This is a genomic window from Arcticibacterium sp. SM2516 (assembly GCF_057914865.1).
In genome coordinates this window covers 4,034,551-4,051,169 of record NZ_CP195290.1, presented here as the reverse complement: position 1 = coordinate 4,051,169, position 16,619 = coordinate 4,034,551, and the positions used below count along the sequence as shown (strand labels likewise).

Annotated in this window: 15 protein-coding genes and 2 rRNA genes; 11 read left to right on the top strand and 6 right to left on the bottom strand. The window is 39.7% G+C overall.

Annotated elements, in window-relative coordinates:
* Nucleotides 1-10 precede the first annotated feature (10 nt).
* The 4 genes from ACSBFT_RS16680 to ACSBFT_RS16665 all read left to right on the top strand — a co-directional run bounded on the left by ACSBFT_RS16680 (nucleotide 11) and on the right by ACSBFT_RS16665 (nucleotide 4,652).
* Nucleotides 11-2,836, top strand: a 23S ribosomal RNA gene (locus ACSBFT_RS16680).
* 184 nt (nucleotides 2,837-3,020) lie between these two features.
* A 5S ribosomal RNA gene (rrf, locus tag ACSBFT_RS16675) occupies nucleotides 3,021-3,132 on the top strand.
* A gap of 196 nt (nucleotides 3,133-3,328) precedes the next feature.
* On the top strand, nucleotides 3,329-3,688 hold the full coding sequence (locus ACSBFT_RS16670; protein WP_489601145.1) for an ISAon1 family transposase N-terminal region protein: 360 nt from the start codon (nucleotides 3,329-3,331) through the stop codon (nucleotides 3,686-3,688).
* A 28-nt stretch (nucleotides 3,689-3,716) separates the two neighbouring features.
* On the top strand, nucleotides 3,717-4,652 hold the full coding sequence (locus ACSBFT_RS16665) for an ISAon1 family transposase (RefSeq protein WP_489601568.1): 936 nt from the start codon (nucleotides 3,717-3,719) through the stop codon (nucleotides 4,650-4,652).
* A gap of 575 nt (nucleotides 4,653-5,227) precedes the next feature.
* On the opposite strand, the gene ACSBFT_RS16660 is transcribed toward ACSBFT_RS16665, so the two are convergent.
* The gene (locus ACSBFT_RS16660) at nucleotides 5,228-6,463 is read right to left on the bottom strand and encodes a M16 family metallopeptidase (RefSeq protein ID WP_489601567.1); all 1,236 of its coding nucleotides are present in this window, start codon (nucleotides 6,461-6,463) and stop codon (nucleotides 5,228-5,230) included.
* Nucleotides 6,464-6,531: 68 nt separating this feature from the next.
* On the opposite strand from ACSBFT_RS16660, the gene ACSBFT_RS16655 reads away from it, so the two are divergent.
* The 6 genes from ACSBFT_RS16655 to ACSBFT_RS16630 are packed head-to-tail and all read left to right on the top strand — an operon-like array spanning nucleotide 6,532 to nucleotide 9,891.
* Nucleotides 6,532-7,374 (top strand): hypothetical protein, encoded by an 843-nt coding sequence (locus ACSBFT_RS16655; protein ID WP_489601565.1) that lies wholly within the window; start codon nucleotides 6,532-6,534, stop codon nucleotides 7,372-7,374.
* A 47-nt stretch (nucleotides 7,375-7,421) separates the two neighbouring features.
* A complete protein-coding gene (locus tag ACSBFT_RS16650; protein ID WP_463047820.1) occupies nucleotides 7,422-7,664 on the top strand; it encodes a hypothetical protein in 243 nt (80 codons plus the stop codon).
* Nucleotides 7,651-8,031: a rhodanese-like domain-containing protein gene (locus tag ACSBFT_RS16645; RefSeq protein WP_463047821.1), complete on the top strand. Its 381-nt coding sequence runs from the start codon at nucleotides 7,651-7,653 to the stop codon at nucleotides 8,029-8,031. Before ACSBFT_RS16650 ends, ACSBFT_RS16645 begins: the two co-directional genes overlap by 14 nt.
* Before the next feature lie 2 nt (nucleotides 8,032-8,033).
* Nucleotides 8,034-8,249, top strand: a complete 216-nt coding sequence (locus tag ACSBFT_RS16640) for a hypothetical protein (RefSeq protein ID WP_463047822.1) — start codon at nucleotides 8,034-8,036, stop codon at nucleotides 8,247-8,249.
* A gap of 3 nt (nucleotides 8,250-8,252) precedes the next feature.
* Nucleotides 8,253-9,494 carry a sulfite oxidase gene (locus ACSBFT_RS16635; RefSeq protein WP_489601563.1) on the top strand — a complete coding sequence of 414 codons (1,242 nt, stop codon included), beginning with the start codon at nucleotides 8,253-8,255 and terminating at the stop codon, nucleotides 9,492-9,494.
* Between the two features lie 4 nt (nucleotides 9,495-9,498).
* Nucleotides 9,499-9,891, top strand: a complete 393-nt coding sequence (locus tag ACSBFT_RS16630) for a hypothetical protein (RefSeq protein WP_489601562.1) — start codon at nucleotides 9,499-9,501, stop codon at nucleotides 9,889-9,891.
* Between the two features lie 94 nt (nucleotides 9,892-9,985).
* Here ACSBFT_RS16630 and ACSBFT_RS16625 read toward each other — a convergent pair whose 3' ends face one another.
* The 3 genes from ACSBFT_RS16625 to ACSBFT_RS16615 are packed head-to-tail and all read right to left on the bottom strand — an operon-like array spanning nucleotide 9,986 to nucleotide 13,181.
* Entirely contained in the window at nucleotides 9,986-10,774 is a 789-nt protein-coding gene (locus ACSBFT_RS16625) for an L-fucose dehydrogenase (RefSeq protein ID WP_463047825.1), read from the bottom strand.
* Between the two features lie 3 nt (nucleotides 10,775-10,777).
* Nucleotides 10,778-12,337 carry an aldehyde dehydrogenase (NADP(+)) gene (locus ACSBFT_RS16620; protein ID WP_489601560.1) on the bottom strand — a complete coding sequence of 520 codons (1,560 nt, stop codon included), beginning with the start codon at nucleotides 12,335-12,337 and terminating at the stop codon, nucleotides 10,778-10,780.
* Between the two features lies 1 nt (nucleotide 12,338).
* The gene (locus ACSBFT_RS16615) at nucleotides 12,339-13,181 is read right to left on the bottom strand and encodes a fumarylacetoacetate hydrolase family protein (protein WP_489601558.1); all 843 of its coding nucleotides are present in this window, start codon (nucleotides 13,179-13,181) and stop codon (nucleotides 12,339-12,341) included.
* Between the two features lie 99 nt (nucleotides 13,182-13,280).
* Between ACSBFT_RS16615 and idi the strand changes: the two genes are divergently transcribed.
* Nucleotides 13,281-13,775 carry an isopentenyl-diphosphate Delta-isomerase gene (gene idi / locus ACSBFT_RS16610; protein ID WP_489601557.1) on the top strand — a complete coding sequence of 165 codons (495 nt, stop codon included), beginning with the start codon at nucleotides 13,281-13,283 and terminating at the stop codon, nucleotides 13,773-13,775.
* A gap of 70 nt (nucleotides 13,776-13,845) precedes the next feature.
* Here idi and ACSBFT_RS16605 read toward each other — a convergent pair whose 3' ends face one another.
* Together ACSBFT_RS16605 and ACSBFT_RS16600 are read right to left on the bottom strand one after the other, a co-directional pair.
* Nucleotides 13,846-14,598 carry a succinate dehydrogenase/fumarate reductase iron-sulfur subunit gene (locus ACSBFT_RS16605; RefSeq protein ID WP_489601555.1) on the bottom strand — a complete coding sequence of 251 codons (753 nt, stop codon included), beginning with the start codon at nucleotides 14,596-14,598 and terminating at the stop codon, nucleotides 13,846-13,848.
* Between the two features lie 8 nt (nucleotides 14,599-14,606).
* On the bottom strand, nucleotides 14,607-16,616 hold the full coding sequence (locus ACSBFT_RS16600) for a fumarate reductase/succinate dehydrogenase flavoprotein subunit (protein ID WP_463048904.1): 2,010 nt from the start codon (nucleotides 16,614-16,616) through the stop codon (nucleotides 14,607-14,609).
* Nucleotides 16,617-16,619: the final 3 nt, after the last annotated feature.

Sequence of the window (16,619 nt, the reverse complement as noted above, 5' to 3'; positions counted from 1 at the left end):
GAATTATTTAAGAGAACTATGTAAGAGCGTATGGAGGATGTCTAGGGTCTCAGAGGCGAAGAAGGACGTGATAAGCTGCGATAAGCTACGGGGAACAGCACATTTGTATTGATCCGTAGATTTCCGAATGGGGCAACCCTCTCTAATGAAGTTAGAGAATTCTATCTAATAGAAAGCGAACGTGGGGAACTGAAACATCTAAGTACCCATAGGAGAAGAAAACAAGAGTGATTCCGCAAGTAGTGGCGAGCGAACGCGGAGAAGCCCAAACCGAGATTGTTACGGCAATGTCGGGGTTATAGGACTGCATTTAGGAAGATTTTTCAATTTGAATCACTTGGGAAAGTGAGCCGTAGAGCGTGAGAGCCGCGTAAAAGTAAATGAAATCGGACGAGCAGTATCCTGAGTAGGTGGGGGCCGGTGAAACCCCCTCTGAATTCAGCTGCACCATCAGCTAAGGCTAAATACTCCTGAGACACCGATAGTGAACTAGTACTGTGAAGGAAAGATGAAAAGCACGGGGAATACCCGGGTGAAATAGAACCTGAAACCGTACGCTTACAAGCGGTCGGAGCTCTTTTATAGAGTGACGGCGTGCCTTTTGCATAATGATCCTACGAGTTACGGTATGTGGCAAGGTTAAGGTATGAAGTACCGAAGCCGAAGCGAAAGCGAGTATTAACAGTGCGTTTAGTCGCATGCTGTAGACGCGAAACCTAGTGATCTACCCATGGTCAGGTTGAAGTTCCGGTAACACGGAATGGAGGACCGAACCAGTATACGTTGAAAAGTGTTTGGATGAACTGTGGGTAGGGGTGAAAGGCTAATCAAACTAGGAAATAGCTCGTACTCCCCGAAATGTTTTTAGGAACAGCGTCGGTGTTGAGTCTTGTCGAGGTAGAGCTACCAATTGGATGCGGGGGAGTCACATCCTACCAAATTCAGATGAACTCCGAATGCGACAAGATATAACCGGCAGTGAGGGCTTGGGTGCTAAGGTCCAAGTCCAAGAGGGAAAGAACCCAGATCTACAGCTAAGGTCTCTAAATCTATACTAAGTTGAACTAAGGAAGTCTGACTGCAGAGACAGCCAGGATGTTTGCTTGGAAGCAGCAATCATTTAAAGAGTGCGTAACAGCTCACTGGTCGAGCGGGGCGGGCATCGATAATAAACGGGCATAAAGTATAGTACCGAAGCTTAGAATTTGTAATTTATTACAAGTGGTAGGGGAGCATTCTGTATGCAGTGAATGTGTCTGGTAATGGATGCTGGAGCGTACAGAAAAGCAAATGTAGGAATAAGTAGCGATAATGCATGTGAGAAACATGCACACCGAAAGACTAAGGTTTCCTCCGCTATGCTAATCAACGGAGGGTTAGTCGGATCCTAAGGATAATGCGAGAGCAGAAGCCGATGGGAATCAGTTTAATATTACTGAACCTGTTATAAATGCGACACGGGGACGGATTTTGAAGCTTTGTACGTACTGACGGAATAGTGCGTTGAGGGGAGGTTTAGGCCAAACCGAACAGGGGGACAAGGTTCCAAGAAAAGCCGTTAAGCTCTAGTTTATAACAGACCGTACCGCAAACCGACACAGGTAGTCGAGGCGAGAAGCCTAAGGTGCTCGAGTGATTCACGGCTAAGGAATTAGGCAAATTAACCCTGTAACTTCGGGATAAGGGGAGCCTCCATAATAAAATGGAGGCCGCAGAGAAATGGCCCAGGCGACTGTTTAGCAAAAACACATGGCTATGCGAAGATTAATGTCGACGTATATGGCCTGACACCTGCCCGGTGCTGGAAGGTTAAAAGGGGGGCTTAGCAGCAATGCGAAGGTCTGAATTGAAGCCCCAGTAAACGGCGGCCGTAACTATAACGGTCCTAAGGTAGCGAAATTCCTTGTCGGGTAAGTTCCGACCTGCACGAATGGTGTAACGATCTGGGCACTGTCTCAGCCGTGAGCTCGGCGAAATTGTAGTGACGGTGAAGATGCCGTCTACCCGCCACGGGACGGAAAGACCCCGTGAACCTTTACTATAGCTTAGCATTGGGACTGGGTAAATAATGTGTAGGATAGGTGGGAGGCTGTGATCCGGCGTCGCTAGGCGTCGGTTAGCCGTTGTTGAAATACCACCCTTTATTTATCTGTTTCCTAACTCCCAGCGGGAGGACATTGCTTGGTGGGTAGTTTGACTGGGGTGGTCGCCTCCAAAAGAGTAACGGAGGCTTTCAAAGGTTCCCTCAGTACGGTTGGTAACCGTGCGTTGAGTGCAATAGCAAAAGGGAGCTTGACAGAGAGACCAACAAGTCGATCTGGGTCGAAAGACGGATATAGTGATCCGGTGGTTCTGTATGGAAGGGCCATCGCTCAAAGGATAAAAGGTACTCCGGGGATAACAGGCTGATCTCCCCCAAGAGCTCATATCGACGGGGAGGTTTGGCACCTCGATGTCGGCTCGTCACATCCTGGGGCTGGAGAAGGTCCCAAGGGTTGGGCTGTTCGCCCATTAAAGTGGCACGCGAGCTGGGTTCAGAACGTCGTGAGACAGTTCGGTCCCTATCTGTGGTGGGCGTAGGAAGTTTGAGAGGCTCTGATTTTAGTACGAGAGGACCGAATTGGACATACCGCTGGTGTATCTGTTGTCTTGCCAAGGGCACGGCAGAGTAGCTACGTATGGACGGGATAAACACTGAAAGCATCTAAGTGTGAAACCCACCTCAAGATGAGACTTCCATAGAGGAACGTTGGAGATTACGACGTAGATAGGCTATAGGTGTAAGTGCAGCAATGTATGTAGCCGAGTAGTACTAATGAACCGATAAGCTCTCTTTTTTATAATAATTTATTCTACTCAGTCTTTCATCATCACAATGGAATTTAGTTTTTGAGGCTTAAGGTATCAAAGATGAAATTCATTAATGTCAAATTGTTGATTTAGATATAAACTAAATTCATCAAAAGAAATTAAGGCTAATTGCCCAAAGCAGATTGCTGAAGGCTAGTCTTTGAAGATTTGATGGTGTTTATAGGACGGGTGTCCACCTCTTCCCATTTCGAACAGAGAAGTTAAGCCCCGAACCGCCGATGGTACTTGGATCAAACCTGGGAGAGTAGGTAGACGCCGCATTTTTATTAAAAAGTCGTTAGAGCAATCTAGCGACTTTTTTGCGTTTAAGGAATGCTCGAATAGATAGGGGAACTATGGGGTAATGCACATTATTTTAATCCTCAATACTTCTCATAGGCCTGAATCTGGACCAAGAACAAAAGTTGGGGGATAGCTGTTAAATTCTGAATTTTGGAGAAATTTAACATCTATAAAATTGGAAGAACTAGTAAAGCTATTGTTGCCCGAATTGTTAGTCGATAATTTCAATCTGATAAAGGTCGATAAGGATAAAAAGACTGAAATTCTGCGAATTTACTTAGAAGAGAAGTTGGATATTCCACAGGAATTATCAGAACTAAAACTTCATTCAAAAGGCTTCTATGATGAAATAACCATCCAAGACTTTCCGATTCGTAATTACAAAGTGTTCCTTCATGTCAAACGTCGTAAATGGAAGGATTTGGAAACAGGAAAGAACGTAACAAGGAATTGGGAAATAGTAGCTCAGGGAACTCGAATGACAACAGAGTTTGCTGCTTTTTTAAAAGAATTCAATAGATACACAGGCCATTGATGTCGAAACGGTTGGCAAGTTCTTCGGATTGAATGGGAAGAAACTACAGCGGCAGTATAAGAATCATTTAAGCGACTTCAAGAACTGGAAGCAGAAGCCAAGAGCCAAAGAATGGCTAGTTTATCCGCAAAATATGGGAGAATATCTGTCAATAGATGAAACTAGCCTTTCGGATGGAGAACTCTATACTATTCTGACCAATAAAGAAGCGAAAGGAAAAAAAGGGAGCATTGTTGCCATCATAGCAGGCACTAAGGCGGCTGATATTATAAAAGCCCTACGTAAAATACCAGAGCCTAAACGTAAGAAAGTCAAAGAAGTAACCCTTGACATGGCTCCTAATATGGAGTTGGCAATCAAGAAATCATTTCCTTGTGCAAAACGAGTTACCGATAGGTTTCACGTACAAAAATTAGCCTGGGATGCGGTGCAAGAAATGCGAATCAAGCATCGTTGGGAGGCTATAGACCAAGAAAGTGATGCCATCGAACTTGCAAAAGTAAAGGGAACTCCTTATAAACCTGAGATACTAAATAATGGCGATACACTCAAGCAGCTTTTAGCTAGAGGTAGATATGTACTTTATAAACGACCAGCAAACTGGTCTAAGTCGCAAGCCGAAAGAGCTGCTCTATTATTTGAACGCTATCCAGATATTGAAAAAGCCTTCGGACTGGGTATTAAACTAGCCGAGATTTATGACAAAACCACTGACCAAACTTATGGTTTAGCTCGACTAGCCAAATGGCATGAAGAAGTAAGACAAGCAGGCTTTAAATCCTTTAATTCAATTGCCCGAACATTTGAGCATCATTACAGAACTATTCTTAATTATTTTGATAACAGAAGTACCAATGCTTCAGCAGAATCTTTCAATGCGAAAATCAAAGCTTTTAGATCTAGGTTTAGAGGTGTCAGGAGTATTGAATTCTTCCTTTTTAGACTATGTCAAATTTATGCTTAAAGAACTCATCCCCCAGATTTTGCTCTTGACCCCTGAATCTATTTCTAAAAAATTTGATTTCGGCAGGGTTTGACAACTTGCTTGAAGCATTCTGCTCAGGCATTTATCTTATAGAAATGGGGAATAAATGCTGTAACGATTATTAATGAAAACATGGAATCATGTATTTCTTTTGAAGTCATTAACGGAATGCTTAAAAGTTTTTCTAATGGACTGAAAAAACGCTTCTTATCCAATTAGAATCAAGTGTGAGAAGTGTTTGATTAGTTGAACCCGTTTATGCATTGGAGAATCGTAATGAGTTTTAAAGTGGAATAAAACAGACATTTAAACGAGATTAGCATAGCGGTTTACCCTGAGCTTTTTGTCGAAGGGTTCTGGTGATTAAGTTAAATGTGTTTACGAACTAATTGAAGTAATTTAGCTACGTTCCCGATAGCTATCGGGAGATTTTTTAATGAATAAAGCGGCTTAAAGCTACAAGTAAAAAAACCATTAAGAATAGAGCCTTGATCAGAATAAAATATTTTTGATTAATCGTAGATTTAGAATTTAGTATAGTCGGTTAATATTTATCATTCTATTGGTTTAAAAGTGAGATAGCTAAATTGATCCGTATTAAGCGTTTCTTCAGACAGCTGTTGTAAGTCTGTAGAAGAAATGGCATTTATGGTTGAGAATATCTCTTCTAGGGTATTTACTCTGTCCAAATCCAAAATACTTTTGGCCATCATTAACATGAAACTTTGGTTACTTTCATCTGCCATAGCCAATTGACCCATGAGTTGTTCTTTTAAACTCTTAAGTTGAATGCCTCCTAAAGGTTTTTTCTTTAGGGCGGCTATTTCTTTTAGAATAAGAGCGTTTGCTCTTTTTAGATTTTTATAATCTGTGGCATAGTAAATGGCAGTGTATCCACTATCTGTAAATGCTGTGTAGCTGGCGTCAATTCCATAAACCAAGCCATTTTTCTCTCTTAAGCTATTATTTAACCTAGAATTCATTCCGGGTCCTCCAAGAAGGTTAATTAAAGTAAAATAAGAAAACCTGTTTTTGTCATGTAATGAAAAGGAGGGTAAGCCTATAGCTACATGGGCTTGACTTATGGCTTTGTCTGTGGTCACTATTTGAGGTATATATCCTTTTGGTTGGGCCCTATCCAACTTGGGTAAAAAGGCAGGAATGTCTGAAAGATATTTCTCCGTGAGATTTATAGCTTTTTTAAGGGATATATTTCCTACAATAGATACGACGATTCTTTCCGTATTTAAATTTTCAGAGATAAACGCTGTAAGGTCCTCTCGTTTAAATCTTTGTACGGTTTCTTTTGTACCTAAAATATTGTCTCCTAAGGGATGATCTGAGAATATGATGTTATCAAAATCATCTTGAAGAGCGTCTTCGGGAGAATCTTGATACATGGACATTTCTTCCAATATAACACCACGTTCTTTTTCAACCTGTTTGTCAGGGAAAACAGAATGAAACGTAATGTCGCTTAATATATCCATCGCCTTATCAAAGTGTAGGTCTAGCACTGAAGCATAAAAACAGATTTTTTCTTTCGTAGTATAAGCGTTTAACTCGCCGCCTACAGATTCCAATCGATTAATGATGTGGTAGGAGTTTCTTTTTTTCGTACCCTTAAAAGCCATGTGTTCCCAAAAATGAGCTAAACCAGTTTGATGTGGTTTTTCATCTCTGCTTCCAATGTCTAGCATGATTCCACAATGGACTATTTTGGTATGAGAAACCTGTCTATGGGCTAATCTTATCCCGTTTGAAAGCCTATGTTCGTTGTATTCGTTCATTTATAATACTTGATCCAAATATAATCGACAAAAATACGGATAATTGTACTGGAATCAGGTTGTAGAAAATGAAGCTTATAGCAGATAGTGGGTCTAGCAAAACTAATTGGGTTTTGTGTAACGAAATTTCAAGAAGTTTTTTAAAAACGGAAGGGATAAATCCTCATTTTATGAATGAGATGGGATTAGCAGGTGTTCATCAGAAGGTAAAGGATGAATTCAAGGCGGAAATAACGGAAATACATTTCTATGGCTCTGGGGTATCGTCTGAAAAAAAATCAAAGATGATTGAGGATGCCTTAAGGAAAAGTTTCGGAGGAGATGTGGAGATTAATATTTATTCCGATTTTTTAGGGGCTTGTAGGGCTCTTTTTGGGAATAATGAAGGATATGGGTGCATACTTGGTACAGGTGCTTGCACAGGAATTTATGATGGGGCACGCATCATAAATGGAGTGCCTTCAATGGGTTTTTGGTTGGGTGATGAAGGCAGTGGTGCAGATTTGGGAAAAAGAGTGGTTAAGGCGTATTTAAGAAAAGAAATGCCTCAGGACCTCATTGTCTTATTTGAAAATGAATTCGGTTCTTTTGAAAGAGAAGTGATTTTTAAACGTATCGGGGAAGAAAGACCAAATGCTTTTTTTGCATCTTTTACTCCTTTTTTAAGTAGTAATGTAAAACATGCTTGGGTTTCAACGTTATTAAAAGACGCTTTCGAGGATTTTTTGATACATCATCTTTTACCCTATGATATTGTTGATGGTCGTAAAATTGGTTTTGTAGGTTCGGTGGGTTATTATTTTCAAGAGCAAATTAGGGAGGTGATTTGTCAATATTTTGACAACGAATTAGTGTTTTTAAAAGATCCCATTGAGAACCTCATTGATTTTCATGTGACAAATGTTCAATAGAAAGTGCTTAAAACTTCATAGCATTGTAACATTAAAAAATTAAATAAATGGTATTATTAGAGATGTTAAAAATGCCTTGGAGTTTGTTCCGAATATTGAGGCTTCTTTTTGGAAGTTATATATTTGGAGTTAGTCTAGTTGATGGTAATTACATTTTTTCAGTGGTAGGAATTTTCTTTATTTACCAATCCATTTTTAATGTGGGTTGCGGAGCTTGTCAGACAAAGGATATAGAAAGTAAAAAGTTGGAAAAGAACAATAAAATAAAGGTTGAATATGAAGAATTATAGTCGTTTTTTTTACCTGTTGGTGTTGGTAGCTTTTATGTCGTGCACAGATATGTCGGCACAAGTTAAGAGTTTACCCTTAAAAGAATTTGTGGCATCTTATAAGAGCAATTCAGAAGCACAATTATTAGATGTCAGAACCCCTCAAGAATGGGCGGATGGTCAACTGGGCTCATCTATACTGATCAATTATAATGACTCGGAGTTTGAAAAAAACTTAGTTAAATTAGATAAGGATAAACCAGTTTATGTTTTCTGTGCAGCTGGCGGTAGGAGTGCTAAGGCTTCCGAGGTTTTGTCTAAAAAAGGGTATAAAGTTTTTAATTTGTCACAGGCGGGTTATGGGGACTTGAAGAAAAGTGGTTTGTAATTATGAAATTACCTAAATGGGTTTTTCCATTGATTGTTTCTTTGAGTCTGGGTTTAGCTCCGTTTTTTCCTGAACCTCACATTTTTGGTAAACTTAAATGGCTTTTTGGAGGAGGAGAAGGAATGCTAGCCAAAGATTTTTTTGATTTGGTATTACACGGCTTCCCTTGGATATGGTTGATTTATGTTATTATTGGGGAAATAAGAAAAAAGAAATAGAATATGTCGGTAGTGTTTTGGAATAGGAGAGGTTTTCTTAAAAAGTCTGCTCTTACCGCTTTAACCACCATGGTGGGTACAGAAATAGTTTTTGGAAAGAATCTTAAAAGAGAAAATTTTCAGTTGACATCTAGGGCTAAGGGGGCCGAGGAAATACTGCCAGGAAAACATCCTGATTTGGTTGTTCTTAATGATAAACCTTGGAATTTGGAAACGCCTCCGCATCTTCTGGATGATAAGGTAACTCCTGCGGATAAAGCTTTTGTGAGAAATAATGGCTTACCACCAGAGGATGTTGATATAGAAAATTGGACTTTAACAATTGACGGTGAATCTGCAGCTACTTCGAAAACGTATAGCATTAAGGATCTAAAAGAGAAATTTAAGCATTACTCTTATCAACTCACATTGGAATGTGGCGGAAATGGAAGAGTAGGTTTTAATCCTCCAGCTTCGGGAAATCAATGGGCAGAAGGAGCGGTATATTGTTCCAAATGGACGGGTGTGAGATTGAAAGATATCTTAAATGATGTTGGTGTAAAAAATGATGCGGTATACATCGGTTATTATGGAAAGGATACCCACTTAAGTGGAAGTCTTGATGAGAAGCCGATTTCTAGAGGGGTACCTATAGCCAAGGCGATGGAAGACGAGGCTTTAGTGGCATGGGCTTTTAACGACGAAGAAATTCCTTTTATGAATGGTTTTCCTTTAAGGTTGGTTATTGGTGGTTGGCCTGCTTCCACTTCAGGGAAGTGGTTGGAGAGAATAAGTATTAGAAATATAGTTCATGATGGTCCTAAAATGACTGGCACAAGTTATAAGGTTCCAAAATACCCTGTTGCTCCGGGGCAAGAAGTGCCAGAAGAAGACTATAAGATTATTGAAAGTATGCCCGTAAAATCTCTGGTGACTTATCCCAAAACTGGAGCTATCATAAAAATGGGAAGTAAGTTGAAGTTGAGAGGACATGCTTGGGCAGGTGACTTGAAGGTGGATAAAATGGAGGTCTCCATTGACTTTGGTGCTACTTGGCATGCAGCTACGCTAACGTCTCCCGTGAACCGATTGGCATGGCAACATTGGTCTTCGGTCGTCGAATTTCCACAAGTTGGATATTATGAAATCTGGGCTAAAGCTACAGATTCGGATGGTATCTCTCAGCCAATGGTTATTCCTGGATGGAACCCTAAGGGTTATTTGAACAACGCTTGTCATAGAATTGCGGTAAAAATAGAAAGTTGATTTTATGAAGAAGTTATTATTATTTCTATTGTTTGGTTTTTCACTTGTTTTCATAAAATGCAGGAACAGTCAGCTTAATGTAAATAACGAACCTGTCGAGGTTTCATATGAGGGAATAGATGCAGAAAGCGGTTTGCATTTAGATAAGAACATGATGCTTGTTAAAGGGCAATGCACGGCATGTCATTCCGCTAAATTGATTACCATGAATAGATTTACAAGGGCAGGTTGGCAGGATAGAATTAGATGGATGCAAAAGACACAAAATCTATGGGATTTAGGGGAGTCGGAACCGGCTGTCTTAGACTATTTGGAGAAATATTATGCACCTGAAGGAAAAGTAACAAGAAGAAGTAACCTTGAAAATATTGAGTGGTACAAGCTAGAAGGGAAATAAGAAAGATAGTAATACCGCTATTTAAAAAATAACGAAGTTTTCAATGACGCCATATAGGGTTATTGAAAACTTCTTTTGTTTTAAGGGGGATACCTTATTTCTTAATTAATGATCTATCCAAGTGTACGTAACCACCATCAACATGCATAATTTGACCTGTGGTATGGCTAGAACGTTTAGATAAAAGAAAAACAACCATATTGGCAATTTCCTCTACTGTGGTCATCCTATTTCCTAACGGAATTCTATTATTGATTTCTTTTAATTGCTCTTCTCCATCTGGCAATGAACTTATCCATCTTTCGTACATTGGCGTATAACTCTCAGCCACAACAACAGCATTTACTCTAATGCCATATTTTAGAAGTTCTACCGCCCATTCACGCGTAAGTGCATTCCTGCCACCGTTTGCTGCCGCGTAGCCAGATGTGCCACCTTGTCCTGTTTCTGCTACTTTGGAAGTTATGTTCACGATACTACCTTTCGACTCTTTTAAAGCAGGAAGTGCATGATGAGCTAACAAGTAGTAATGCACTAAATTATTATGAATGGATTGCATAAAGCCTTCATAGTTTCCACTTTCAAGACTTATACCGTCGTTTAAACCAGCGTTATTAACAAGACCATGAATTTTTCCAAAACGATTTATGATGTCTTTAATGGCTTTTTCGCACTCTTCTGGTTTTGAAAGTTCGGCTTTAACGGTATATCCAAAACCACCTGCAGCGTTAATTTTGTCTAGGCAGGCTTGATTGTCTTCTTCGTTTCTTCCGATTATGACAGGGAACGCTCCTTCTAGGGCAAGTTGTGAGCAGATGGCTTCACCAATTCCCTTGGCACCGCCAGAAACAATTACTACTTTTTCGTTTAGATGAAGGTTCATATTTTATTTCGTCATTTCTCCGTTTACCAATCTCCAAATACCTAGTGGATTGCTACTTTTGAGCTCATCTGGAAGTAGGGCATCTGGCATGTCTTGAAAGCAAACGGGGCGTGTATAACGGGTAATTGCTCCTGTGCCTACTGAAGTGCTTCTACTATTTGTAGTGCTCGGAAATGGCCCACCATGTACCATGGCATGAGACACTTCTACACCCGTTGGGAATCCGTTTATAATTAACCTGCCAACTTTTTGTTCAAGTATTTCTAGTAACTCAGCGTATGCTATCAATTCTTCTTCAGAACCATGAACAGTAGCGGTTAAATGTCCGCCTAAATTTCTGGCAATTTCAAGATACTCTTCTTTTGAGTTTCCTTCTACCACTAAACTGGTTGGTCCAAAGATTTCCTCATCAAGTTGCGGATTGTCTTTAAAGGTTTGATAATCGGCATGTAAGATGGTAGGCTCCACTCCTGTAAGACCTTGACTTTTTTTACCTATGGCAATTACTTTAGTGTATTTTTTAGCGTTTTCTACTCCACCAATGTATGCATCCTTAATACCAGGTGTTAGCATATTTCCTCCGGTAGCTTCCTTTGCTTTCTGCTCTAGGATGTCTATGAAAGATTGATTTTTTTGAATAAGTAATATTCCTGGATTGGTGCAAAATTGTCCCACGCCCATATTGACAGAATTTACATAATTTTCGGCGAGTGCTTCCTTTTTATCTTCCAAGAAATTTGGAAGTATAAAAACAGGATTAGTACTACCCATTTCAGAATAAACAGGAATAGGCTCTGTTCTAGCGTTTGCTATATCAAATAGCAGCTTACCGACCTTATAAGAACCCGTAAAACCGACCGCTTTAATGCTAGGATGTTTTACTAAGCTTTGGCTTAGTTCAGGGTCTCCATGAAGCATTGAGAACACACCGTTCGGCATTCCAGATGCTTGTGCGGCTTTTTGTATCGCTTTTCCGACCAACTCGGACGTACCTAAATGAGCAGGATGTGCTTTAAAAATTACTGGACAGCCAGCGGCTAATGCAGAAGCGGTATCTCCACCAGCTACTGAAAATGCTAAAGGGAAATTGCTGGCACCAAATACGGCCACTGGACCTAAGGGCCTTTCCATAGATCTTAAATCTACTCTAGGTAATGGTTGTCTGTCTGGTATGGCTAGGTCAATTTTGGCATTCAACCAAGAGCCCTCTTCCAATAATGATGCAAACAAACGTAGTTGTCCACAGGTTCTTCCTCGCTCTCCTTGTGCTCTTCCAGTGGGAAGTGCCGTTTCGGCAGTATATCTATCTGTTAATTCATCTCCTAAGGCCTCTATTTCGTTTGCTATTTTTTTTAGGAATGCTGCTTTTTCTTTTCCACTTTTCTTTCTATAAACCGCAAAAGCTTCTTGAGCTAAATCTGCAGCGGTGTCTAGTTCTTCAAAAGTGGCATTATAAAAAAGAGGGCCTAAATTCTCTCCAGAAGCTGGATTAACAGCCTGAAGGGCTACTGTCCCATCAGAAGAAGTGCCGAAGCCAATAATGTTCTGTCCTTGAATACTCATGTTATTTAGTTTCTACGGTGTTGGATAATGTACCTATGTTTTCAATGCTTATCTCCACTTTATCGTTCACTCGAAGAGAAAATTCATCCTCTGGGATTATTCCAGTACCGGTCATTAAGAAGCACCCATTCATGAAAGTGCATTCAGTGTAAAGGTATTTTACCAAATCAGAATGAGTTCTTTTCATTTGATTTATTTCAATACTTTGGCTAAAAACAATTTTCCCGTCTCTAAAAATCTCTAGTTTGATTTCTGTACTAGGATCAATAGGGCTTGATGGGACGTAAATACATGGTCCAATGGCAGCACTTTTGTCATAAGATTTTGCTTGAGGCAAATAGAGTGGGTTTTCTCCTTCAATATCCCTGCTACTAACATCATTCCCAACGGTGTATCCAGAAATTTGACCAACGGAGTTAATAAAAAGCGTTAGCTCTGGTTCTGGAACATTCCATTTGGAATCTCTTCTTATTCTAATGTTTTCGCCATTGCCTACTACTCTACCAGCAGTGGCTTTAAAAAACAATTCTGGTCGGTCTGCGTCATAAACTCTATCATAGAAGTCGCCACCTCCAGAATCTTTTGATTCATCCATTCTGGCTTTTTTACTTCTCATGTAGGTAACACCGGAAGCCCAAATTTCTTGATTTTGGATAGGGGCTAAATTGTCGTTCTGAGCGGTTATTTTTAGTTCTGAAGATGGTTTTAGGGATTTTATATCTTCATTTAAAACATCAAAAAGATTTTCTCTATTTATAAAGGCGTCCCAATCTTTATGATTTGATAAATAATATTGACCTTCGTTTTCTATAATAAAACCGGTTTTGGTTTTGTAAAGCTTCATGTGATAGGGTTGAGTTTATTTTGAAGTTGAAATTTAAGAAATTTGAGATTAAATATCGTATATGGTACAAAGAGCTTTTAGTAGCAGTTGAAAAATAATATGATTAATATAACCTTAGTTAACGATAACGACGAGATTATTGGGTATGATGAGAAGATGAAAGTGCATAGAGAAGGTAAGCTTCACAGAGCTTTTTCTATTCTTGTTTTTAATTCGGAAGGTAAAATGCTTATTCATCAAAGGGCTTTTGGTAAATATCATTCTCCAGGTTTATGGACAAATGCCTGCTGCGGTCACCCCAATAAAGGAGAGGAAACAGAAAATGCAGCCAGTAGAAGATTAAATGAGGAGATGGGTTTTACCTGCCCATTGGATTATAAATTTACTTTTAGATATCACGCCGCTTTTGACAATGGATTGATAGAACATGAGATTGACCATGTTTTTTATGGCGAATTCAATGGAACCTTTGTGGCAAATCCCGAGGAAGTGGCTAATTATAAGTGGTTAACCATAGATGAGATTAAGGCAGATTTACTTGAAAATGAAAGGAACTATACGGTTTGGTTCAAGGAAATAATAGGTCGTATTTGAGATCAAAAAAGGTTGAGTTTAAAATTTACACTCAACCTTTTTCATTTTATCTAAGAGAAGAATGATAAGATTATTCGGCAGTCGTTAAACTGGCAGATAAATACTCTCTATTCATTCTTGCTATGTTTTCTAAAGAAATTCCTTTAGGACATTCTACTTCGCATGCTCCAGTGTTGGTACAGTTACCAAATCCTTCTAGGTCCATTTGGCTTACCATGTTTTTGGCTCTTTCTGCTGCTTCCACTTTACCTTGAGGTAAAAGAGCAAACTGAGAAATTTTAGCAGAAACAAATAGCATGGCAGAAGCATTTTTACAAGAGGCAACACAAGCCCCACAGCCAATACAAGTGGCAGCGTCGAAGGCTTTGTCGGCATCTGCTTTTGGAATAGGAATAGCGTTGGCGTCTTGCGTATTACCAGAAGTATTTACAGAGATGTAAGCACCTGCGTGTTGAATTCTATCAAAAGCAGATCTATCTACCATTAAATCCTTAATGACAGGAAATGCTTTAGCTCTAAAAGGTTCAATATAAATCTCATCGCCGTCTTTGAATCTTCTCATGTGAAGCTGACAAGTGGTGGTGCCAGTATCTGGTCCATGAGGTTCGCCATTGATATGCAATGAACATGAGCCACAAATACCTTCTCTACAGTCGTGGTCAAATGCCACTGGTTCCTCATCCTGGCTAACAAGCTTTTCGTTAAGGACATCCATCATTTCCAAGAAAGACATGTGCCCAGAGATATCGGTTACATTGTAATCTACAATACCACCTTTATCTTCGGCATTTTTTTGTCTCCAAATTTTCAGTGTTAAATCCATGCTGAGTATTATTTGTACGAGCGTGTTTTTAGCTCGATGTCTTTAAATTCTAATTCTTCTTTGTGTAATACGGCCTCAGAAGGCTCTCCTTTGTATTCCCATGCTGCTACATAAGCATAGTTTACATCATCTCTCAATGCTTCACCATCCTCTGTTTGATAGTCTTCACGGAAGTGACCACCACAGGATTCATTTCTTTCTAATGCATCTTTTGCGAACAATTCTCCAAGCTCTAAGAAATCGGCTACTCTGTTGGCCTTTTCTAGTTCAGGGTTCATGTCGTTTGCCATACCAGGTACACTAACATTTTTCCAGAAGTCTTCTCTAATGGCTTTTATTTCTGATATAGCTTCCAATAAACCTTCTCTATTTCTGGCCATACCTACTTTATCCCACATTACTTTTCCAAGTTTTTTATGGAAGTGGTCTACAGAGTGAGTTCCTTTATTGTTTACGAAAAAGTCAAGCTTCTCTTTGACAGCGTTTTCTGCTTCTTCAAACTCAGGTGAGTCCGTAGAGATAGGACCTGTTCTAATATCATTAGATAGGTAATGGCCTATGGTATACGGCAGAACGAAGTATCCGTCTGCCAAACCTTGCATTAATGCGGAGGCTCCAAGTCTGTTAGCTCCGTGGTCAGAGAAGTTAGCTTCGCCAATACAGTAACATCCAGGGATAGTCGTCATCAGATTATAATCTACCCAAACGCCTCCCATAGTATAATGGGTCGCAGGATAAATCATCATTGGTGTTACATATGGATTTTCATCTACAATCTTCTCATACATTTGGAAAAGATTACCATATTTAGATCTGATTACCTCCGTACCTAAATCTATGATTTTTTCTGCGGAAGCATCTTTAAGACCATGAATCATGGCTTGTTCTTTACCATATCTTTCTATGGCAGATTTGAAGTCTAAGTAAACGGCTTCTCCCGTTTCGTTTACACCGTATCCAGCGTCACATCTTTCTTTCGCAGCTCTAGAAGCTACATCTCTTGGAACTAAGTTTCCGAATGCAGGATATCTTCTTTCTAAGTAGTAATCTCTGTTTTCTTCTGCAATTTCGGTTGGTTTCAAACGTCCTTCTCTAATAGCAAGCACATCATCCATGTTTTTAGGAACCCAGATTCTACCATCGTTTCTTAAGGACTCAGACATCAGTGTCAGTTTAGACTGATAGTCTCCAGACCTAGGAATACAAGTAGGGTGAATTTGAGTATAACAAGGGTTTGCGAAGAATGCTCCTTTCTTATGTATTTTCCAACCGGCCGTTACGTTAGACCCCATGGCGTTTGTAGAAAGGAAATAAACGTTTCCGTATCCACCACTGGCAATAACAACCGCATGAGCTGAATGTCTTTCTATTTCTCCAGTAACAAGGTTTCTGGCTATAATTCCTCTTGCTTTACCATCTACGATTACTAAATCTAGCATTTCGTGACGGTTATACATTTGAATTTTACCACGAGCTATCTGGCGGTTCATGGCAGAATAAGCACCTAAAAGAAGCTGCTGACCTGTTTGACCTTTGGCGTAAAATGTTCTTGAAACCAAAACACCACCGAAAGAACGATTATCTAAAAGTCCACCGTAATCTCTAGCAAAAGGAACACCTTGAGCCACACATTGGTCAATAATGTTACCAGAGACCTCAGCCAAACGATAAACGTTAGCTTCTCTTGAACGGTAATCTCCTCCTTTTACGGTATCGTAAAATAATCTATAGTTTGAGTCACCGTCACCTTGATAATTTTTGGCTGCGTTAATTCCACCTTGAGCGGCAATAGAGTGAGCTCTTCTAGGAGAATCTTGGTAACAAAATGCTTTTACGTTATATCCAAGTTCTGCTAATGTAGCAGCAGCAGAACCACCTGCTAATCCAGTCCCCACCACAATAACGTCAATAGAACGCTTGTTGGCTGGGTTTACAAGATTGATTTTATCTTTATAAGATGTCCATTTGTCGGCCACTGGGCCTTCAGGAATTTTGGCATCTAATTTAAAATTTGCCATGAT